Genomic DNA, 21,595 nt, shown 5'->3' on the forward strand with positions numbered 1-21,595 from the left:
TATAAGTTTTGTATAGAATGTTGGTGAAGTTATACAGAAAGTTTGTTTTGCTAGTTGAATGCATAATTTAAACCGGCTTTCGGGGCTTATTTAAGTTTTGAGAGCGTGTGACGTGTCTCTGATTGTGAGAATCGAGTGGCTGTTTGCGCAATGCGAGTTATGAAAATGGAGATAAATAAAATGTCGAAAATCTTATCGGAAGTCTCTCAAGATTGCTTAAACGGCGAGTCTGAATCTTTCAAAGTCGCGGTAATTGGCAGTGGAATCAGCGGCATGGCAGCGGCATGGTTTTTAAGCCAAAAACATCATGTGACCTTATTCGAAAAAAACGACAAATTAGGTGGGCACACGAATACTTTGGAAGTGGACTTACCCGAAGGTCGTCAAGCTGTTGATACCGGTTTTATCGTTTTCAATCGTCCAAATTACCCCAATCTTACTGCGATGTTTGAATACCTTGCTGTGGAAACTCAAGAAACCGAGATGAGTTTTGCGGTTTCGATGAATCAGGGACAGCTGGAGTATTCGGGGAGTAATTTGAATACCTTGTTCGCCCAACGAAGTAATTTGTTTTCTTGGCAACATTGGCAAATGCTCAAAGAAATTACCCATTTCAATAAACAAGCGAAGCAGGATTTAGCTGCCAACGAATCCGAAGAAGGGTTTGTTGCAGGTTTTTATACCGGCCGGTTAGCTTTGCCACTGGGTACTTATTTGAATCGGTTGGGTATCAGTGAACATATGAAAAATTCGTACTTGTTACCCATGGCGGCTGCAATTTGGTCATGTCCAGTGGACACCATGATGAAGTTCCCGGCCGGTAGCTTTTTGCGGTTTTTTGAAAATCATGGACTGTTGAATGTTTCAGATCGCCCTCAATGGGAAACGGTAAAAGGTGGGTCTCAACGTTACATTGATAAGTTGCTGGAAAAAGCTAAGTTTTTTGCTCAAACGTCTTGCGGTGTGGAGCGCGTGGAAAAAATGCCTTCTGGAAAACTACGAGTCATTAGTCAGCAACAATCAGAAGAATATGATCACGTGATTTTTGCTTCTCATGGCGATCAGACTTTTCAAATGTTAAGTCCGCAATTGCAACATGAATTTGGTTTTCTGAAAAATTTCAGTTATCAACAAAACATTGCTTACTTACATTGGGATGAGTCATTGATGCCAAGACGTAAGCTGGCTTGGTCGAGTTGGAACTATTTGCGTGATACAAGTCAAAAAGAAAGTGCGGTTGCGGTGACGTATTGGATGAATGGGTTGCAAGCTATCCAAAGTAAGCGCCCAGTTTTAGTGACCTTGAATCCAATCAAGCCGCCAAGCTCAGACAAAACTTGGCAACAGATTGTCTATGAGCACCCTGTTTTTGATTTGAAAGCGATGGCGGCGCAGGTAGAGGTACAGAAAGCTCAAGGCAGAGGTAATGTCTGGTTTTGCGGTGCATACAACGGGTACGGTTTCCATGAAGATGGCTTGAGAAGTGCCGTTGATATCGCTCGTGCATGGGGAATCGCTCTTCCTTGGGAACAAGCTGAATCCATCTCAAGTCATCAGTCTTCTGTGGCGTCCATGGCCGCGGTTACACCCGTTACAGCAAAAGATGAGTTATCTAATTCGTTTGACAAGGATATTGAGGGGGTAGCGTGAGCTCTAACCTAAATGAAGAACTTGTGTCACCCAATATCCCATCGGAGGAACAAGGATCTTGCTTTTATTTTGGTCAAGTCATGCATGAACGATTTTTTCCGATGACGTATAAATTTCGTTACAGCGTGATGAGCTTGAAAGTCGACGTTGATCGAATTGAAGAGGAAGCGCAGAGCGTTAAAGGGTTTTCAGTGAACCGTTTCAATTGGTTGTCGGTACATTTTAAAGATTACGGTGCACGCGATGGGTCTAATTGGCGGCAATGGTTAGAAAGCTTGCTAAAGCAATATGGCGTTCAGCAAAAGCCTGAAAAAATAGAACTGGTTTGTTTCCCAAGAGTATTGGGCTGGGCGTTTAACCCGCTGGCAATGTGGTACGCCTATGATGAAAAAAATCGTTTGATTGCGGTCGTGGGGGAAGTGAGTAATACCTTTGGTCACTGGCATCACTATGTGTTGACCAATAATGGGCGCCCCATAGAACAAAAGACGAATGGCAAACTCAGTGCGAAAGCGACCAAAGTTTTTCATGTGTCGCCTTTTATTGGGATGAAGTGTGAATACCGCTTTCGATTACAAAAACCGGCAGAACACTACCAGATTGGTATTTATCAATCTGAAGAGGAAAGTCCTGTTTTGGTGGCTGTTCAGTCTGGAAAGCGCCAACCTTTGACAACAAGGGATTTAGCCAAAGCGGTGTTTCAATACCCGTTTAACACTTTGAAAGTGGTTGGAATGATTCACTGGTGGGCATTGAAAATCTGGGTCAAGGGCGGCAAGTTCCGATCAACGCCAAAACCTCAGCTAGAGGAACCTTATGGAAACACGGAGATGACAAAATGTTAAAAGGTGTGAGTTCAAAAAGAGGCTTGTTATCACTTTTTGCTGAAAAGCTTATCCATCCAAATTGGATACGTTCAGCGGTCATGCGTTTGCCCTTTGACAAGATTCGACGAGGAAGTTTAAACCTAAATTATCAAGGTGAGACTTATCGATTTGTCGGCGAAGAGTCCGGCGTGCATGCAGAATTGGTGATCGTGCATCCATTTCGTGCCTACTGGTTAATGAAAACTCAGGGCGTGTTGGGTTTTGCTCAGGCTTACTATGAAGGCGCGGTTGACACCAATTCGCTCGAAAACATTCTTCGTATTGGCATGGATAACGAGAAAGAGTGGGCGGAGCTCACAGAAAATGGCTTTGGTTCTTGGAAAGACTTGATTTTGCACCGTAAACGCCATAATTCTGTGAAAAACAGCAAAGACAATATTTCTTATCATTACGATTTGGGCAATCGCTTTTACCAAAGCTGGTTAGACCCTTCAATGACATATTCCAGTGGTCTGTTTTTAAATGACTCAATGAGTCTACAACAGGCTCAGCAAGCTAAATACCAACGCATTTTGAGTGAACTGGACTTATGTGCTGGTCAAAATGTGTTGGAAATTGGCTGTGGCTGGGGTGGATTTATGGAAGAAGCTTGCAAAATTGGTGCAAGGGTCAAAGGATTGACCTTATCTTCTGAACAGCAGTGTTATGCCATTAGTCGTTTGAAGTCGACGCCTTTTTTGTCGCAAGACAGTTATGTGGTGGCGCTTCAGGATTACCGACATGAAAAGCAACAATATGACGCCATTGTCAGTATTGAAATGTTTGAAGCGGTCGGTAAATCGTATTGGGATAGCTACTTTGAAGTTTTGCAGCGCTGCTTGAGACCGGGGGGCAAAGCAGTGTTGCAAATTATTACCATTGATGATGACTACGCGGAGTCTTATCAGAACCAAGTGGATTTTATTCAAAAATATATTTTCCCAGGAGGTCTTTTACCAAGTGAGTCACAATTAAAAAGCTTAGCGAATCAGCACGGTTTTGAATGGTTAAACAAACATGATTTTGGAAAGGATTATGCGCGTACTTGCCAACTTTGGAAGAGAGATTTTAATCACAAATCTTCAGTCCTAGAAGAGATGGGGTATGACAAAGCTTTTCAAAGATTGTGGAATTATTACTTGGATTATTGCCATGTCGGATTTGATGTCGGACGTATTTCAGTGGTGCAAATCACCTTGCAAAAGCCAATCAACCTATAGAGGGCTTTACATGTGTTGCTTAGCCAAATGAGATCAAAAAACTATGAGAGGTCAAAAAAACATGCATCGTAAATCTGTTTTATTGACTATTTTGTTGATGCTGACTTTATCGGGGTGTTCCGTGCCAAAGGTTCAAGACTATACTCATTTCGAGCCTAAATTTGATTTGTTTGATTATTTTGCAGGTGAAACCTATGCTTGGGGACAGTTTCAAGATCGTTCCGGCAAAGTGATAAGACGTTTTCAGGTAAAAATTCAGGGAACAGTTTCTAATCAGTCAGGAGTACCGACTTTAGTTTTGGATGAACGCTTTTTGTATGACGATGGTGAACGTCAAACGCGCGTTTGGACGATTGAACGTTTGCCTAAATCCCATCCAAAGTTTGAAGAAGGGCTTGATGCTCTTTATCGAGGAACTGCAGAGGATGTGATTGGCGAGGCGATTGGGAAAGTCGCTGGTAATGCGTTGAATTGGAAGTATGTTTTGAATATGCCTTATAAAGATAGCACGATACAACTCAACTTTAATGATTGGATGTTTTTACAACAAGATGGCGTCTTAATGAACCGAGCAAATGTCACCAAGTGGGGATTTGATGTGGGGGAAGTGACCTTGTTTTTTACAAAATCTTTACCCGAATGGGCACAAGTACCCGTACGGGCACAAGTACCGGCCGGTAGCGATTGGCCAGACATCAAGTGAATGCGAACTTTAACATGTTCTTTAATGGGCACTAGGATTTGGATATGAAAGAGAAAACCACACTGGTTTGGTGTCAAAGAGAATTGCGACTCCAGCATTTTCCTGCGTTGCAAAGTGCACTTCAATCATCGGACAAGGTTATTGTTGCGTATTTTCATGATCCAGAGATGGCCATCGGTGAGGCTAATTCTGCTTGGCTGGCAAAAAGTTTGCTGGCTTTGCAAACCTCTTTGCGTGAGCAAGGCGGTGAATTAATCATGCTAGAGGGTAAGTTTGCAGACTGCCTTAAAGAGGCGTTGGAGTTTTATCGTCCGCAACAGGTATTTTACAGTTTTGAAGTTGGCACGCCTTTTTTTGGGCAACAAAACCAAGCATTGGATTTTTGCCAATCGCGCAAGATTGCCTTGCAACCGTTTTTTTCTGAATTCTGGTTCGATCCCGGCACAATCGTAAATCAGCAGAATAAACCCTATGTGGTGTTTACGCCATTTTATAAGGCGGCACAAAAGAAACTTTCCATGTTGCAACCCTTACAAGCCGAGCCGTCTAATCAAATTGGCGACTTAGGTAAAACCAAAGTTGCTGGCAAATTCGACTCATGGACAAAATTACCACCAAACTTGCAAGAAATTTTGGATAAGCCTTGGGCGCAAAAAATCCTTAAACACTGGAATGTCGGTGAGACGGGTGCCTGGTCACGATTGCATCATTTCATTGAAAATCATTTAAATGATTATGATGAAGATCGGGATTTTCCAGCGCTCGAAGCCACCAGTTTATTGTCACCTCATCTGCATTTTGGGGAAATTTCCAGTCGTGCAATTTACTTTGAGTTGCAAGCGTTAAAAGAACAAGACCCGAGCTTGAATATTGATCCTTGGGTCAGGCAACTGGTTTGGCGAGAATTTGCCCGATTGTTGATGTGGTATTTCCCAAATACGGAACATTCGCCATTCCAAACCAAATTTGAGCAGATGGCTTGGGATGTTGGACCTCAAGACTTGTCGGTGTGGCAAAAAGGTCAAACGGGTATTCCGATTGTGGATGCAGGAATGCGTCAACTTTGGGAAACGGGTTTTATGCATAACCGAGTGCGAATGATTGTCGCTTCATTACTGACTAAAAATTTGAACCAATGCTGGTTAGAGGGCAAGCACTGGTTTGATGACACTTTGGTTGATGCAGATCCTAGTAATAATGTCATGGGGTGGCAGTGGGTTGCTGGTTGCGGTGTGGATGCTGCGCCTTATTACCGTTTGTTCAATCCATTGCGCCAAAGCGAACGTTTTGACCCTGACGGTGAGTATATTCGCCAATGGGTGCCTGAAATTAAAGCGCTTTCAGCCAAGGCAATTCATGCCCCTTGGGAAAATTTAAAAGAGTGTCACATTAAGGGAATCGCTTTAGGCAAAGATTACCCAAGACCGATTGTTGATCTAAGCGAAAGTCGCAAGGAGCATTTGGAGAGAGTTGAATCTTTAAAGCAGGTGGTATAATTGCGCCTGCATCAGTTTTTGTCTAAGATATGCACAGTTTTTCGAATTTGCAAGATTAGGCAAAATACTCGCTTATTCTCTCTCCAGCACTCAAGGTCTAATGTCTAAGTAAAGTCTATGGATACAAATCAACCACTCTACCCCATTCGTGAAGTTTCGCGTATTACGGGTGTTAATTCGATTACTTTGCGCGCATGGGAGCGTCGTTATGGGTTGATTGAACCTGTTCGCACGCCAAGTGGTCACCGACTTTATACTGATGAGCATATTCAACAAATTCAAACGGCGGTTTCTTTAAATCAGCAAGGCATTCCGATCAGTCGTGTCAAAACGTTATTAGAAAAACCGGCTGAAATAGATTCGACAGAAACAAATGTTGATGCATCGACTACGCCACAGCTTTCTGAAGGTGGCTCTGCATTTCTCATAGAGCCATTACAGGCTCTGAATATCATGGGTCTTGAACAAGCGTTTGACCAATTGCTTGCTGATTTTCCTGATAAGAAGGCTTACCAAATTTTGGTTCAAGCAAATTTACAGTTCTCGGAATGGACTTTAGCTCAACAGTTGTTATGGCAAAGTTTGTTATCCATACGTTTAAAAACACGTTTGCGCCATCAGTTGCGGCTGTTTCCAAAACACCGTGCTAATCGTGTGTTGTTGGTCAATGCATCACAACAAATGAACAGAGTCAGTTTAGATTTGTTGCGTTTGTACTATGCCATGAACGGTTGTTTGACTATTGAAGTGCAGCGTGATGAGTTGGGTGCAGATTTGAGTGTTTTGGCGAACCTCCTGAAGACTTTTGAGGCGCAAACCTTATCGTTGTTGACAGAGCAAGCGATGCCGGATGAACCTTTATGGGTAGATTGGAGCGAGCGTTATTCAGCGCTTGAGATGCATATTTGGTGGCAGGCTAATGAACCAGTTGAGTTAGCGGCTTTTGTGCAAAATCAGAGTTATGCTTTGGATACATTATTTACCGGCCGGTAAATAATGTACTGAAATCACCGTTTAAGTCTTTTCTAACGCTTAGGGAGCGATATCGAAAACAACGAGATACAGTTTGCAAATTATCTGTGAGTCTCGTCATTTTTTTGAACGTTATTTGGAACAGTGAAAACCTGTTCTACGAGTTACTTTCCAGTTCAGCAATTCTTTTTTGTGCCGCTTCTAAAGCATTACGTAGCTCGACTTCCTCGGTTACATCTTTCTGAATGCCAATGTAGTAGGTGATTTCATCTAGTTCATCATAAAAAGGCGTCACGCTTAATTCGTTCCAAAAAACCGAACCATCTTTGCGGTAGTTTTTCAAAATAGTTCGAATTGGAGCTTGGTCGTCAATCGCACTTCGGATCAATTTAATCGATTCTTGTTGAGTGTCTTCTCCCTGCAAAAAACGACAGTCTTGGTAAAGAATTTCATCTGCACGGTAACCGGTTAGTTTCTCAAAAGCCGGGTTTACATAAATTAAAATGGTATCGCGACCTTCTTTTTCGGCCACAACAATTCCATCCTGTGCATTTTCGACCAGTTGCAAAAGCAATGCATTTCGCAGTTTGCCGTCTTTCATAATGATTCCCTAATTCGTTTAGTCACACCTTATTATGAGGCAAAACTTGTGGTCAATGGTGTGCTCAACTTAACGCGCATAAATCGACTTGTCCACAAGGTTTGGTTTGAGGTTTGATTGTAAACAACTTTCAGGTGAAAGTGGCACTCAATTTAGGCGGTAAACGTCTGTGAACTTCGATTTATGATATTCTTAAAAATCGACTAAATAATTATACTTATATGATTCTTGATTGTTGCAAGCGGCCATTGTTAAGCGTTTTGCGAAATGAAACTGTTTATAGGGCGTTTTTAACGCGCTTTGGGAGGCTTATGAGGAGTCTTACGAGTTCACCGGCAATAATAAAAAGAGTACCGGCCGGTAAGAAAATGACAGGGTTAGGCGTGCTATTTTTATTGGTGTTTTCAGCCTTCTTGGCGGGGTGTACTGAGTCTCAAGATCCCTTGCCATTAAAGGCCGCGTTTGCCAGTCAGCCCGATAATGCTCTGAATTTTATCGCGTATGAAAAAGGTTACTTTAAAAAACACGGGCTAGATATTCAAGTTGATTTTTTTCCTTCTGGGAAACGGGCTATCCATGATGGTTTTCTAAAACACGACTATGATATTGCGACAACTGCTGAAGTCCCTTTTGTATTTGCCTTAGATGAAAATCCTGATTTACGAATTTTTGCGAGTCTTTATGGCGCTGACAATGTGAACCGCATTGTGACCCGGTGGGGGGTCGGTTTTAATTCGATTGACCAGATTGCAGGGAAAGTCATCGGCACACAAAAAAGCTCGGCAGTGCATTATTTTTTCCATCGAATTTACAATGCTTTTGAGATACCCCGTTCGGATTTTACGTTGAAATTTTATCCAGCAGAAGAGCTACCGCAAGCCTTAGCAAATGGTGAAATTGATGCGTTTAGCATGCGTGAGCCTTATGTCTCTCAAGCAGAGGCCTTGCTGGATGGCGAAGTGAATATTTTTTCCATGCCGGGAATTTATCATCAGTTTGGAGTGGCCATTACCCGAGAGGAAACGTTGCAACAGAAAAATGTTCAACTCGAACGTTATCTTCAAGCTTTGTTTGAGGCGAGAAATTTTGCGATTACAAACCCTCAGGAATCCATCGAAATTTTGGCGGAATATCTTTCGATATCAATTCCTGAAGCTCGCGCGCTTTGGCGACCAAGCAATTTGCAACTGGGGTTACATCAAGGGTTAATCAATACGATTGAATCAGAGATTCAATGGCGGAATTTTTTAACGGATTTAGGGTTAGATGATCGTAAAGTCGACTTGGAGGTATTTGATTTATCAGATTATGTTCATGTAGATGTGATGTCCAAAGTGAACCCTTATGCAGTGATGGTGGTCTATGAACGGCAGAAGTCTGAATAGTATTTTTCGGTTTTGGGTGTTGTTGATTAGTTTGGTAACGGTTGCGTTAGGTTTTGTAACCATCGCACTGTATCAGCAAACTCAAAAACTTTATCAGATGAATGAGTTTAATTTGAATTTGAGTCAGGATACGACGGCGTTGATTTTACTGGCCAATGAACGCTTAGTTAACGATACAGGACGGTTTCAAAAGCAACTTGAAGATGCGGCTAGCAATCTAAAGCAAACGTTATATCAATCACGGTTTGCCATCTCTGAAGCGGACAGTGATCTTTTGCTGGTGTATTTATCGGATATTCGGTTTTTATTAAAACGCTATCACATTTTTAATAACCATCTATCGAAGCAAAACATTCAGCGTTCGTCCTATGATGGAGTGATGGCAAAGATTTATGGCATGGATGCCGAAGTGAATCGAATTACTGGACAAGCACAACAAGAGTTTAAAGATAGTGCTCAGTTATTTATGATTGTTTTAGGTTTTTTCTTATTGGTGATGTTGGTGCTGCCACTAATGACTCTCAAAAAATTACGTTGGCAACTAATTGGTGCATTGCAGCAAGTTTCAGATTCTGCTCGCAGAATGATTGATCATAAATTTAAAAAATCCATTGAAGAAACGCCTTTATTGGAAATCAATCAACTGGTCTCGACCCTGAATAATTTACGTACCCGATTATTAAAAGAGATGGCAAGCAGAGAAGACTTGGAAGTGGAAATTGAAGCTAGAATCCATGCCGAGACCGAAGCGCGAAAATTGTTGCAAGATTTACAACGAAATCAAGCACAAATGGTCCAAATGGAAAAGCTTTCTGCAATGGGAACGATGGTCGGTGGTGTGGCACATGAATTGAATAACCCTTTGATGGGAATCATGAATTACATTCAATATTCGCAAAAACGCTGCGAGGATGAGAAAGCGAAGAAAATGCTCTTAAGAGCGCAAGATGAAGTCAGCCGAGTCCAGAGTTTGGTGAAAAACATGTTGATTTTTTCGCGAAGCAAGCAAGATGTTGAAATGAGAGTCATTGAGTTATTGCCAATTATTGAGCAGGTTATTGAATTATTTGAAGGCTCTTTTAAGAAACTAGGCATTCATATCGACCTTCAGGTGCCAGACAAGCTCCGAGTTCGAGCAAATGAAGATTTACTGAAGCAAGTGCTGGTCAACTTGCTTGGGAATGCTCGAGATGCGATACAAAGTGAGGAAAAACCTGTTTTGAGTGTTGTCTGGCTTCATGAGAAGGAGCAAGAAGGATTGTGCATCATTGATAATGGTGGTGGCATTCCTAAGAAGGTTCAGGAACAAATCTTCGATCCGTTTTTTACCACCAAACCGGTTGGCCAGGGAACGGGGTTGGGGTTGAGTATTTCCAAAGAAATGGCAACTACCATGAATGCTGAGCTAAAGCTTTTATCGACCTCGGAATCTGGAACGAAATTTATATTAGGGTTACAAAAAGTTGATGAGGGGTAGCTGATGACTAAGCATGTATTTACCATTGATGATGAGCGCTCAATTCGAGATTCATTTGTTTTAGCGTTAGAAGATTTTGACCATCTTGAGGTTTATGAAGCGGAAAATGGCCTTGAGGGCGTGAAACTAGCCGAACAAATCAAACCCGATTTGGTGTTTATTGACTTAAATATGCCTGTCATGAATGGTGTTGATGCCATTAAAGCCATTCGTGAACTCCATCCAGAAGTTCCCATCTACGTGGTGACGGCGTTTGCCAAGATGTTTTTTGAGCAGTTACACGCGCTTCAAGAGGAAAACATTGCTTTTGAAGTAGCCGCTAAACCCATGTCTATGGATCAAATTCAAACGATTGTTTCGACAATTTTACCGGCCGGTTAAAAATAAAAAGACACTCGATGAGTTGTTTCGTTTAAACACCTGTTGAAAAGAGAAAGAATTATGAGTAAGAAAATAGAATTAAAATTATTTGTGGTGAACCCCAAACAGCATGAGCAATTGATTCAAGAATTCGAGAAAAGTCTGGCTGATAATTTTGAAAAAGACTATGTTTTTGAAGTGATTGATGTTTTGTCAACGCCAGAAAAAGCGATGGAAAATCAAGTGTTTGCAACACCAATGCTTATGCGTGAGTTTCCTGAGCCCGTGCAAAAAATTTTAGTGGATATTGCTAAATTACATGATGTGTTTTTGACCATTAGTAATGCGAATGGTGCTGAAATCATTTAGACGCTTGAATTGAGTGTGAATGGGATAAAAGTAAGGTTTATGGAGCAGCAAAGAGTTTCCAGTAACAAATCGTCAGTATGGCCGCTATTAACCGTTTGGTTAATGAGCCTATGGTTGCTAGCGGGCGCAGTTCAAGGGGCACCTATGCAAGTTGCTGAGTCTGATGCCACTTCGCAAATGTCTACTCCAACTGCTAAGGCTGTTCAAGTTCAGACGATTTCGGAGGCAAAAACCATGCCTTACGTCATTGGGGTGTTGGCATTGAATTCCATTGAGGAGGCACAAGAACAGTGGCAACCCTTAGCGGATTATCTGAATGTGCAGATGCCTAACTTCGGGTTTGAAGTGAAGCCGTTGGATTTTGATGAAATCTTGCCGGCTATTGAAAACGCCAAAATTGATTTTCTCATTGCAAACCCCGCTTTCTATGCTATTTCAGAACAAAAATACCAAACCTATGCGATTGCCACTTTGGTAAAGCATACCTTGCACGCCGATGTGTCAAAGTTTGGTGGAGTAGTCTTTAGCCAATTTGGTGTTGATGTTGAAGATACAATCAAACTTCATCAAGAAGAAGTGGCTGCAGTTGCTCCCTTTTCGTTAGGTGGTTACTTAGTTCAGAAAAAGTTCTTTAAAGATCGTTTTAATATTGATTTGAATGACCGAAGGATTACTTTCTATCATTCGCATCGAGATGTTGTAAATGCCGTATTGGCCGGTGAAAAAAAAGTTGGCATGGTTCGAACCGGCATTCTGGAATCAATGCAAAAAGAATCGATGGTTGAAACTTTTCGTCTCCCGGATACTCCAAATTACCAGTTATTACTGACGACGAAACTATATCCAGAATGGCCTTTTGCCGCTTTAAAACATATTCCAGTTATCGAAGCAGAAAAAGTGCTTATCGAACTTTTGGCATGGAAAAGTGGCGTTGTTGGTCGAGACAGCTTTGCAAAAGTTGACGACCGTTTTAGCTGGTCGATTTCGCAGACTTATCAGCCAATAATGACATTATTGAAACAATTTAACGTCACGCCTTACAACACCGAAACCGAGATAAGTTTCAAGGTTTGGTTAGAACAATATCAAGAATGGGCTTTATTTTTTATTGCGCTCTTACTGGGTGTGATTTTAATGGCAAGCCTTTTAAATCGAAATGCTCTAATGGGAACGACCAAGCAGCGTAAACTCCATGATGAAATTGCTAGGCGGGATGATGTGATTGCAGAGTTGGAATTGGCAAATCAAACTCTTACTTATCAACAGGAGCGCTTTCAAATATTAAGTGATGCCTCGAACGATGGTGTAGTAATTTTTTCTTTTTCAGGGCATATCGAGTATATCAACCCTCATGCCTTACGGTTTTGGGGTAAAGAGTATTCAACAGTTGATCGGTTGAATGCGTACCATTTGTTTAGCGATGTAAAGGATCGTAATCGCATTCATCAAATGATGGATACTTTGAATGAAGCGACCCAAAGTCCCATTTTTTTGGATGAGTTTTCTGCGAAATTGGTTGCTGCAGATAGCAGCATCAAAAGCGCTTCTCTTCGTCTAAGTGCTTTGCAGCGCAAAGGCAAGTGGCTGATAGCTATGAATTTCAATGATCAGTCGGAAAAAAAATTACTTGAAAAGTCTTATCATCAAGCGATATTCCTCGCGCAGACCTACATTGAACAGAGTGATCAAGCGGTATTTACGTTTGATACAGAATTTAAGTTGCAAACCGTGAATTCCAAAAGTTGCGCTTTGCTGACAAAAGGGGAGGAGTATAAAGGTCTATGTGGCGCAGAAAATGTTGAAAAATTACCGCTTGAAGACATTAGTGCGCATCAGATTGAATGGCTGAAACTCTGTTTTGCAGAAGATGAACGGACAGAATTGGTTTTGGAATTGAATGAGTTGATGCGAGAGGACCGGCCGTCACATTTTGATTATCGGGTTTCACCTATGCATCAAGGGCCTTTTGAAAATTATCATTTTCATTTTTCTTATGTCGAAAATGTGCTTTTAAATGAAGCGTTTTTTCTGTGTGTCGCACAAAATGTTTCTGTCCTTGAAGGCGCGCAACCATTCTTCAACGGAACGCGTCAATATTTGGAAAGTGTTTTGAACCAGAATCAGTCAGGGGTACTGATTTTGGATTCTCATGGTTTGGTGCAGTATTGTAACCATGCTGTTGAAAGTCTTATGAATGTGTCAAGTAAAGAACTCGTGGGCAGTGAGTTTGGCGTACCATCTAGTTTGAGTGAGACAAAGCACCATGAATTTGAAATTCTCACGGCTGATGGTTCCTCAGGGGTTGCTGAATTAATCTATACAGAAACCGTGTGGCAAGGTGAAAAAGCGTTTATGGTGCTGATGAATGATGTCAGTGACATTAAAGCCGCTCAGGCAGAAATGAGCTATCAAGCGTTGCACGACTCGTTGACAGGCCTTCCGAATCGACGCTTGTTGATACAACAATTAGACAATTTGATTGAGGCCAACCGCTTTAGTCATTCGCCGTTTACTTTGGTATTTGTCGATGTCGATCGCTTTAAGCAACTTAATGATACGTTCGGTTTCAGAATGGGGGATGAATTGTTGGTGCAAATTGCGCACAAGCTTAAAGAAACCGTGCGCAGTTCTGATTCAGTGACTCGATTAGCAGGGGATGTTTTCGCGCTGATTTTGCCGGGTGTAGAAAATCAGGAAATGCTGAATTCATTGGTTCAAAAAATCTTCCATGCATTTGAAGATAAATTACTGTTTAGCAGTGGTTCTGTGAGTGTTTTTTTAAGTATGGGAGCGGTGATTCATCCAAATTATGGGCACAGTTCTACTGATCTTCTGAAAATGGCTGACATTGCAAAACACTATGCTAAACGATCCGATAGTATTAATTGTAGGCTTTTCAATGACCGAGAAATGGGCGCTTCACTGAATACTTACAGCTTGGAAAATGAGTTAAATCGCGCGGTGTTGGATAACGAATTTTGTCTGTATTATCAGCCGCAAGTACTTGCTAAAACAGGCGAACTCATCGGAGTGGAGGCTTTGTTAAGATGGAACCATCCAACTCGAGGAGTATTGGCGCCAGAGCTGTTTTTGTCGACGTTGGAGAATAATGGGAAAATTGATGAGCTTGGAACATGGGTGATTGAGCAGTGTTTGCTTAAGCTTAAGGATTGGAAGTTTGCCGGCACCCAAAAACGCTTGGCCATTAATGTGTCTGCAAGACAGCTGTTGAGGCCGAATTTTAGTGAGTTTTTTGCCGATAAATTAGCTGAGTATGAGGTGGCAGCAGAGCAAATAGCCATCGAAATTATTGAAAATACACTGTTGAATGACCCTCACCAAGTAGCTTTAGTGCTTCAAAGTCTTCATGCAATGGGGGTTGAGATTCATCTGGATAATCTCGGTGCAGAGTTCAGTACTTTGACTCGTCTGAAAAACATGCCAATTGACTGGGTAAAAATTGAACGCCATTTGATGGCGTTACTAGTTGATGATGAAAAACCAGATTTAATGGTGAAAGCACTGATTGAATCGTTGCAGTCCTTAGGTATGCAGGTGATTGCATTGGGTGTTGAAACCCAAGCGCAAAAGCAGGCTTTATTGACTCTTGGATGCGATATTCATCAAGGGTATTTGTACTCTGAACCAATGGATGAAAAAGCATTTGAAAAACGCTATATTTAAAAATTAATCAGACTGTTCAATCCAATATTTCGGGGTGTATAAACTTTACCGGCCGGGGTCTTTTTATTGAAATTTTCTATTTGTAAATAAGTGGTATTTGTTACGGTTTTTTCATATTGGGTGATATATTTAAGAAAAAATTAATCGCTTTCTTATCGCAATCACCGCCGGTGAACAAAGGGGGGTGTATCAAGGAAACAGAATTTATGCCTTCAACACCTCAGGTAAAAAATCAGAAAACTTATTCGAAATTTAAGCGTTTTTGGTCTGATTTTTTGCCGACATCTTTAAAGTCTCCCCATTCTTTATCATCGAAGAATGACAATAGTCATCGGAATTTTTCGATTCATGAAGCGCCAAAGCTTTCAGTCAGTATTCTTGTGATTTGCGGAATTTTATTATTGGGTGTGTTGTGGAATGCCCAAAATTCGGTGACGCAAATCAAACTTCATGCACAAAAAGCTTATCAGTCAAAATTAAAATCGGAAATTGACAACCTTGTCACAGAAAAGCGCCAAATATTTATGGGTTTGGCACATGCCCTGTCTAAAACGTCTGATGTTCAAAACCTTTTATGTAAAGAATGCCCGAAACGCCGTGTTGATTTAAAACCATTGATTGCAAGCCTTAGTGTATCGATTAATTATCCAGACTTATGGGTGCAAGTTTTAGATTCGAATGGTGTAAGCCGTTATCGAAGTTGGACAGAGGTCAAAAATGATAATTTGTTAAAAGTCCGTCGAGATTTACGCGATTTTTATGAGGATTTGCAGCCAGCGAGTTCCGTATCGGTTGGAAAATTTACTCTATCGATGAAATCAACTGTGCCTATTTATGATGATCAAGGTGCATTTATCGGCGCTTTGGAAGTGATAGCGCCTTTTGACCCAATGGCCAAATTGCTACCAAATGAAAACAGTCAGGTTTATTTATTTGCGGATAAGTCTTTAAGAAGTAAACTCGTTAGGGCGGACGCAGAAGGATTTATTAACGGTTATTATTTGTTGAATCGAGATATAGAGCCACAGCAACAACGATTTCTGAGCTTGAATATAGAGTCTCTCGTAAAAGCAGAGGAGCAGTCTTTTAATGGTGAGGATCAGTGGCTGAGTCAACCGATTACTAATGACTTCAATCGTGTGCTGGGTTTCTGGCTAGTTCATTATGATCAGAGTGTTTTATTTACGGATGAGATTAATACGTTATTGAAACAAACTGTCTACAACGCAGGGGCTTTGTTGTTCATGCTGTTAATGTTTCTCATGGTGTATGGTTTTAAGTTTCGAGCTGAAAAAAGGCATTATTACTATCGTCAAATTTTTAATTCAGCTTCGGATATTTTATTCGTGACGGATGGTGAAACAGTTTTTGAAGCGAATAATCATTTTTTTGGATTTTTTAAAGATATTCGCACGCTTGATGAGTTTAACCGTTCGCATCGTTCGATTTACACTCAGTTTGTTCCAGAGCCTGATGTATTGCATTTTGAAAAAGAAGGGCAGTTTTGGTTGGACTATATTGAAAACCACCCTGATGAGCAGCACAAAGTGAAAATTATGAAGGATGATAGCGAGTGCTATTTTTCTGTCAGGGCGGTACGTATAAATCAAAAGGAGCCTTTATATGTGGTTGCCTTGCAAGATATTAGTAAGCAAATTGAATATCAGAATGAAATAATAAAAGTTGCCAATACTGACGCTTTGACAGGGATAGGAAATCGTTTGTCTTTTGATAGACAACTAAAGTCAGAGGTAAAGCGAGCACACCGTTATGAAGCGCCACTGAGTTTGATTGTATTTGATATTGATGCTTTTAAAGACGTTAACATCGAATATGGTCACGGTGCTGCAGATGACGTTTTGCGTTGGATGAGCCAATCAGTGGGAGCAATGCTTCGTGAATCCGACGTTTTGTGTCGCTGTGGAGGGGAAGAATTCGCTTTGATTATGCCAGAGACCGAATTGGATAATGCCGCAAAAAAAGCGGAGAAAATCCGTATTATGATTCGTTCTCAGTTTTCACCGGTTGAAGGTTTGCATATGACTGTAAGTTTCGGTGTGGCTGAGTTGTCGATTTGGGATAATCCTGATACCTTGCTGACACGCGCAGATAACGCTTTGTATAAAGCGAAACAAGATGGTCGAGATCAGGTTGTAAAAGGTTATCATGAGATGTTGCAAAACTCGCAGACTCTAAAAGAGAATTTTTCTCGTTATCTCAGTTCTTAATTTACCCTGCCTCTTAATTCGTTATATTTCAGAATAAAATTGAAATGTGATTTGTCCGGATGCGAGTGAATAAAAGCTACGGTTTTTCCATATCAATCATGTTATGATTTTGCAAAATTTACCGGCCGGTAAATTATGAACATTTCACCAAGCAGGCGAAAATAGTCATGACTCAGCCAACTAGAATCAGGAGACCAGTATGAGTGTATTACCAAGCCATTTAAAATATGCTGAAACGCACGAGTGGGTGTACATTGATGAAGACGGTAATGCGGTCGTTGGCATTACCGACTTTGCGCAAGAGTCGTTAGGCGAATTAATGAGTGTGACGTTTTCTGAACTGCTAGGTGATGATTTGGTTCAAGGTGATGAGGTCATGTCAGTCGAATCGGTAAAATCGGCTTCCGATATTTTTGCACCGATTAGTGGTGAATTGATTGAATTTAATGAAGCCTTAGAAGATGAGCCTGAATTGGTGAATGAAGAACCCTATGATGGCGGTTGGTTATTTAAAATTGCGCCGCACGATGTCGATGAGCTTGAAAACTTATTGAGTGATGAGGAATATCAAGCGCAAATTGACGGCTAGAGTTTAGGGTCTATTCAACAGACCAGAGCCTTATTTTTTTAAAAGATGAGTCGGTAAAGGACTGCCACTCATCTTTTTTGTTTTTAGCGAGAGAGAAAATGCTACCCAGTTTACGTTTAAAGAAAAATGAAGAGCGACGTATTAAGCAAGGGCATCTTTGGGTGTTCAGCAATGAAGTCGATAATTCAGTCACGCCGCTTAAAGAGTTTGAAGCCGGTCAAGAAGTAGTGATTGAAGCGAGTAACGGTAAACCTCTGGGAATGGGGTATGTGAACCCAAATAGTTTGATTTGTGCGCGAATTTTGTCGCGAAGTGCGAAAGTGCAGTTTAATCAAAAATTCCTGAAACGACGCATCCAAGAAGCGCAACAGTTACGTGAATTAAGCTACCAAAAACCGTACTACCGTCTGATTTTTGGCGAAGCCGATGGCTTGCCAGGGTTGGTTGTTGACCGTTTTGGTGATGTGTTTTCAGTTCAAATCAGTACGGCAGGTATGGAAGTTAAAAAAGCCGATATTCTACAGGTGCTGGAAAATCTTTATCATCCACAAGCGATTGTCATGAAAAACGATCTGTCGAGCCGACAACTTGAAGGTTTAGAGCTGTATGAAGAAGTGGCCACAGGCGAATTACCAGAGCAAATTCTGATTGAAGAAAACCAAACTAAATTTGTCATTCCTGTGGTTGAAGGGCAAAAAACTGGTTGGTTTTACGATCACCGAGATTCTCGTGGTTACTTGCAAAACTTGGTCAAAGGCAAGCGAGTTTTGGATGTTTTCAGTTATCTTGGTGGCTGGGGGGTTGCTGCCTTAACCGCAGGCGCTGAGGAAGTTACCTGTGTGGATGCATCCGAAACAGCGTTGGATGGTGTGGATACCAATGCGCAGGCAAATGGCTTGGCAGAGAAGTGCATCACTATTCAAGGTAATGCGTTTGAAGTGTTAAAGGCTTTAAAAAACGAGGCGCATAAATATGATGTGGTTATAGTTGATCCACCGGCGTTTATTAAGCGTAAAAAAGACTTCAAAAAAGGTTTTGAAGCCTATCAGCGTATTAATCAGTTAGCGATGCGCGTTTTGGAAAAGGATGGCATTTTAGTTTCAGCATCTTGTTCACATCACTTGTCTCGCGACCAGTTAATGCAATCGGTACAGACAGCCGCGCGTCATATTGACCGTCAAGCACAGTGTTTTGCACAAGGGCATCAAGCCGCAGACCATCCGGTACACCCAGCAATCCCAGAAACTGAATACATTAAAACGTTATTTTTTAAAGTCGGTGCCAGCTGGTAACCGGCCGGTAAGGTTGATTGGTTTTCGATTCTATGGTCTTTTCAGCACATTCCACTCCACCACAGTCCGTTGAGTTTGTTATTGCGCCAACAGTGAGTGATGCCAAACAAAAAACATTGGCAAAATTCTGTTTTTGGGAAGCATACGATCAAGTTCTGTGGGTGGATGCGCGTAAGATATTCCCCGAAATTGGGGTTTTGAAATTACCTGCCTGGGATTTAATGTTGATGGATCATGAATTAATTCCTGATTATCCGGAATTTCTCAAACCATTGGATTGGCCAAGAATTGCCCAAACGAATGATTGGTTACGCCAGATTCCCAGTTGGGTAGCAGATTCTTGTCGACTATTTCCAAGCCATCAGTTGACTCTGTTGCATTATGTGGGTAAATATCCTCAACTGTTAGAGTTACTGGATCATGCTCCGTATCTGGCTTGGCGTTTGGTGACCTCTAAACTTCAAGAACCCGAAATGGTGGCTTTATTAAGCGGTAAACGTCAACAGATTGTCGAGCAACTCGGTTGGCCGGGTTTGGATGAGACGCTGAAATTCTTGAAAAACCTGCGTCTTCGACAAGTGACACCAATGATTATTGAACAGGTCGAAACCTGCGCTCTAGATCCTAAGCGGTTAAGTGCTTTACAACATTTGCCTAGAATTAACTCTATGGCTTTAACCTTAGCATCACGCTTTCCTGAACTGATTGGATGCCCGCTACATTTATCTTTGGCAAAACAACCTTGTCAGCCAATGCAGTGCCAAAGTATGGTGGCATTGTTGGAGGATGTTTTTCGCTTCATTAGTCAATTAGATTTAGGCGATTCAGCCGTCGAAAAAGTCAAGCAGTGCTTATATCTCTCTCAAGTCCATCATCTGTATTTACAATGGATGCTTCAAGCTATGCCCAATGCTCCTTTAGCTAAGACATTGGCGGAAAGCTTGAACAGTGAAAGCTCGGATTTTCAATTGCAATGGAGTGCTCAGGTGCAACGAGTTTTGCAAAAGCAAATTGATGCATGGCAATTGAGCACGCAACCTAAACCTTTAGTTGGGGTGCAGAATTGGCAGATACTAAGCCTTCTGCAAGAGCATGCTTGGTGGTTAGAAGCAAGTGAAGAGAAAGTGTTGTACGTTTGGTTGGAAGATTCAAAGTCATCTAGCTCTTCAGGCAAGCAAATAAACGATGAAGGACTGTCGTTATGGGGGGCTTTAGTGAATATTCACTCAATCTCTCCTGATGTGCCTGTAAATATTTATCGAGTGAGGGGAATGCAAAGCCGATTACCGCAATCTAGGCAATTATCGGATTTGCATATTTTTTTGGCAGGTTCATTGCCCAAGAAGGTTTAGTTTTTGGGCTTAACTCATCGAATTAAATTAAATCAATTTGATGAGCGGCGCATTTCTATCCCAAAGTTTCTTGAAAAAACGTCAACTAATTAGCTTTTCTGAACCCATAAGATCTTCATAAGTTTCTCTCGGACGAATTTCCCAAACCTTATCGTCTTGAACCATGATTTCAGCGGCTCTTGGACGAGTGTTGTAGTTAGAGGCCATAGTGAAACCGTAAGCACCCGCTGACATAACAGCTAATAAATCGCCCGCTTGTAAGTTTAATTCACGATCCTTTCCTAGAAAATCACCCGTTTCACAGACAGGGCCAACAATATCCCATTTGGCTTTGGTACCGTCACTGTGAAGTTTTACCGGCTCAATTCGCTGATAAGCTTGATACAAGGCTGGACGAATCAAGTCATTCATTGCGGCATCAATAATCGCGAAATTTTTATGATCTGTTGGTTTTAGATACTCTACTTCAGTGACTAAAATTCCAGCATTGCCTGCAATCGCACGCCCCGGTTCAATAATTACCTCAACCGATGAATCATCAAGTTTTTTCAGTAAAGCTTGAATATAAGATGCCACTTCCGGCGGTGTTTCATCTGTGTAGGTAATTCCAAGTCCACCACCTAAATCTAAGTGGTGAATCTCAATACCATTGTCTGCTAAATGTTGTTTAAGTTTAAGAACTCGCTCTAAAGCATCAACAAATGGTGCGATTTGCGTTAACTGAGAACCGATATGACAATCAATTCCAATGGGATTGATATGACTGTAATTCGCAGCTGTTTGATAAAGCTCAGGCGCTTTTTCAATATCAACACCAAACTTGTTGTCTTTGAGACCTGTCGAAATGTACGGATGTGTTTGTGCATCGACATCTGGGTTCACCCGAATTGAAACTGGGGCGACAATATCCATTTGTTTGGCCACGGTTTGAATTCGGTCTAGTTCGGCGAATGACTCGATATTAAAACAACGAATGCCAACTTCTAGTGCGCGTTGAATTTCAACGGACTGTTTGGCGACACCTGAAAAAACCACTTTTTTAGGATCGCCACCGGCACGCAGTACTCGTTCAAGTTCCCCTCTGGAAACAATGTCAAATCCTGAACCAAGTTTTGCAAGCACATTCAAAATAGCAATATTTGAATTTGTTTTGACGGCATAGCAAACTAGATGGGGTTGGTCAGCGAAGGCTTCATCAAACATTTTCCACCGTTGTTCAAATTCGGTTTTTGAATAAACATAAAGTGGTGTTCCGTATGTTTGTGCAAGTTGGCTCACGCAAACGTTTTCAGCGAATAATGTTTGATTTTGATAATTAAACTGTGACATCTGGTTTTCCTGATAATTAAGG

At 41.4% G+C, this 21,595-nt stretch carries 17 protein-coding genes; 15 read left to right on the forward strand and 2 right to left on the reverse strand.

The window, feature by feature from the left end; genetic code table 11:
• Window positions 1–180 precede the first annotated feature (180 nt).
• The 6 genes from D9T12_RS02385 to D9T12_RS02410 all read left to right on the forward strand — a co-directional run bounded on the left by D9T12_RS02385 (window position 181) and on the right by D9T12_RS02410 (window position 6,928).
• Window positions 181–1,650: an NAD(P)/FAD-dependent oxidoreductase gene (locus D9T12_RS02385; RefSeq protein WP_130536677.1), complete on the forward strand. Its 1,470-nt coding sequence runs from the start codon at window positions 181–183 to the stop codon at window positions 1,648–1,650.
• Window positions 1,647–2,495, forward strand: coding sequence for a DUF1365 domain-containing protein (locus D9T12_RS02390; protein WP_240693213.1), 849 nt, complete (start codon window positions 1,647–1,649; stop codon window positions 2,493–2,495). Before D9T12_RS02385 ends, D9T12_RS02390 begins: the two co-directional genes overlap by 4 nt.
• Window positions 2,489–3,736 (forward strand): SAM-dependent methyltransferase, encoded by a 1,248-nt coding sequence (locus tag D9T12_RS02395; protein ID WP_130536678.1) that lies wholly within the window; start codon window positions 2,489–2,491, stop codon window positions 3,734–3,736. Before D9T12_RS02390 ends, D9T12_RS02395 begins: the two co-directional genes overlap by 7 nt.
• 61 nt (window positions 3,737–3,797) lie before the next feature.
• Window positions 3,798–4,439 (forward strand): DUF3833 domain-containing protein, encoded by a 642-nt coding sequence (locus tag D9T12_RS02400; RefSeq protein WP_130536679.1) that lies wholly within the window; start codon window positions 3,798–3,800, stop codon window positions 4,437–4,439.
• 44 nt (window positions 4,440–4,483) lie between these two features.
• A complete protein-coding gene (locus tag D9T12_RS02405) occupies window positions 4,484–5,935 on the forward strand; it encodes a cryptochrome/photolyase family protein (protein WP_130536680.1) in 1,452 nt (483 codons plus the stop codon).
• A 117-nt stretch (window positions 5,936–6,052) separates the two neighbouring features.
• Complete coding sequence (locus tag D9T12_RS02410; RefSeq protein ID WP_130536681.1) at window positions 6,053–6,928, forward strand: MerR family transcriptional regulator; 876 nt, start codon at window positions 6,053–6,055, stop codon at window positions 6,926–6,928.
• A gap of 136 nt (window positions 6,929–7,064) precedes the next feature.
• Here the strand turns inward: D9T12_RS02410 and D9T12_RS02415 are convergent, their stop codons facing one another.
• The gene (locus D9T12_RS02415) at window positions 7,065–7,508 is read right to left on the reverse strand and encodes a PAS domain S-box protein (protein ID WP_206199121.1); all 444 of its coding nucleotides are present in this window, start codon (window positions 7,506–7,508) and stop codon (window positions 7,065–7,067) included.
• Between the two features lie 311 nt (window positions 7,509–7,819).
• Here D9T12_RS02415 and D9T12_RS02420 point away from each other — a divergent pair, with 311 nt between their 5' ends.
• The 9 genes from D9T12_RS02420 (at window position 7,820) to D9T12_RS02460 (ending at window position 20,244) form a co-directional block, all read left to right on the forward strand.
• Window positions 7,820–8,893 carry an ABC transporter substrate-binding protein gene (locus D9T12_RS02420; protein ID WP_165395020.1) on the forward strand — a complete coding sequence of 358 codons (1,074 nt, stop codon included), beginning with the start codon at window positions 7,820–7,822 and terminating at the stop codon, window positions 8,891–8,893.
• Window positions 8,871–10,370 carry a sensor histidine kinase gene (locus D9T12_RS02425; protein WP_130536683.1) on the forward strand — a complete coding sequence of 500 codons (1,500 nt, stop codon included), beginning with the start codon at window positions 8,871–8,873 and terminating at the stop codon, window positions 10,368–10,370. The genes D9T12_RS02420 and D9T12_RS02425 overlap by 23 nt, the downstream gene beginning before the upstream one ends.
• Window positions 10,371–10,373: 3 nt before the next feature.
• Window positions 10,374–10,751, forward strand: a complete 378-nt coding sequence (locus D9T12_RS02430) for a response regulator transcription factor (protein WP_130536684.1) — start codon at window positions 10,374–10,376, stop codon at window positions 10,749–10,751.
• Between the two features lie 60 nt (window positions 10,752–10,811).
• The gene (locus D9T12_RS02435; RefSeq protein ID WP_130536685.1) at window positions 10,812–11,099 is read left to right on the forward strand and encodes a circadian clock KaiB family protein; all 288 of its coding nucleotides are present in this window, start codon (window positions 10,812–10,814) and stop codon (window positions 11,097–11,099) included.
• A gap of 39 nt (window positions 11,100–11,138) precedes the next feature.
• Window positions 11,139–14,783: an EAL domain-containing protein gene (locus D9T12_RS02440; protein ID WP_130536686.1), complete on the forward strand. Its 3,645-nt coding sequence runs from the start codon at window positions 11,139–11,141 to the stop codon at window positions 14,781–14,783.
• A gap of 206 nt (window positions 14,784–14,989) precedes the next feature.
• A complete protein-coding gene (locus D9T12_RS02445; protein ID WP_130536687.1) occupies window positions 14,990–17,011 on the forward strand; it encodes a sensor domain-containing diguanylate cyclase in 2,022 nt (673 codons plus the stop codon).
• Window positions 17,012–17,210: 199 nt separating this feature from the next.
• Window positions 17,211–17,600 carry a glycine cleavage system protein GcvH gene (gene gcvH / locus D9T12_RS02450; RefSeq protein WP_130536688.1) on the forward strand — a complete coding sequence of 130 codons (390 nt, stop codon included), beginning with the start codon at window positions 17,211–17,213 and terminating at the stop codon, window positions 17,598–17,600.
• Window positions 17,601–17,698: 98 nt separating this feature from the next.
• On the forward strand, window positions 17,699–18,892 hold the full coding sequence (locus tag D9T12_RS02455) for a class I SAM-dependent rRNA methyltransferase (protein WP_130536689.1): 1,194 nt from the start codon (window positions 17,699–17,701) through the stop codon (window positions 18,890–18,892).
• 32 nt (window positions 18,893–18,924) lie between these two features.
• Window positions 18,925–20,244, forward strand: a complete 1,320-nt coding sequence (locus D9T12_RS02460) for a hypothetical protein (RefSeq protein WP_240693214.1) — start codon at window positions 18,925–18,927, stop codon at window positions 20,242–20,244.
• 81 nt (window positions 20,245–20,325) lie between these two features.
• On the opposite strand, the gene lysA is transcribed toward D9T12_RS02460, so the two are convergent.
• Complete coding sequence (gene lysA, locus D9T12_RS02465) at window positions 20,326–21,573, reverse strand: diaminopimelate decarboxylase (RefSeq protein ID WP_130536690.1); 1,248 nt, start codon at window positions 21,571–21,573, stop codon at window positions 20,326–20,328.
• Window positions 21,574–21,595: the final 22 nt, after the last annotated feature.

The sequence above is a fragment of the Thiomicrorhabdus indica genome (genome assembly GCF_004293625.1).
Taxonomy (GTDB): domain Bacteria; phylum Pseudomonadota; class Gammaproteobacteria; order Thiomicrospirales; family Thiomicrospiraceae; genus Thiomicrorhabdus; species Thiomicrorhabdus indica.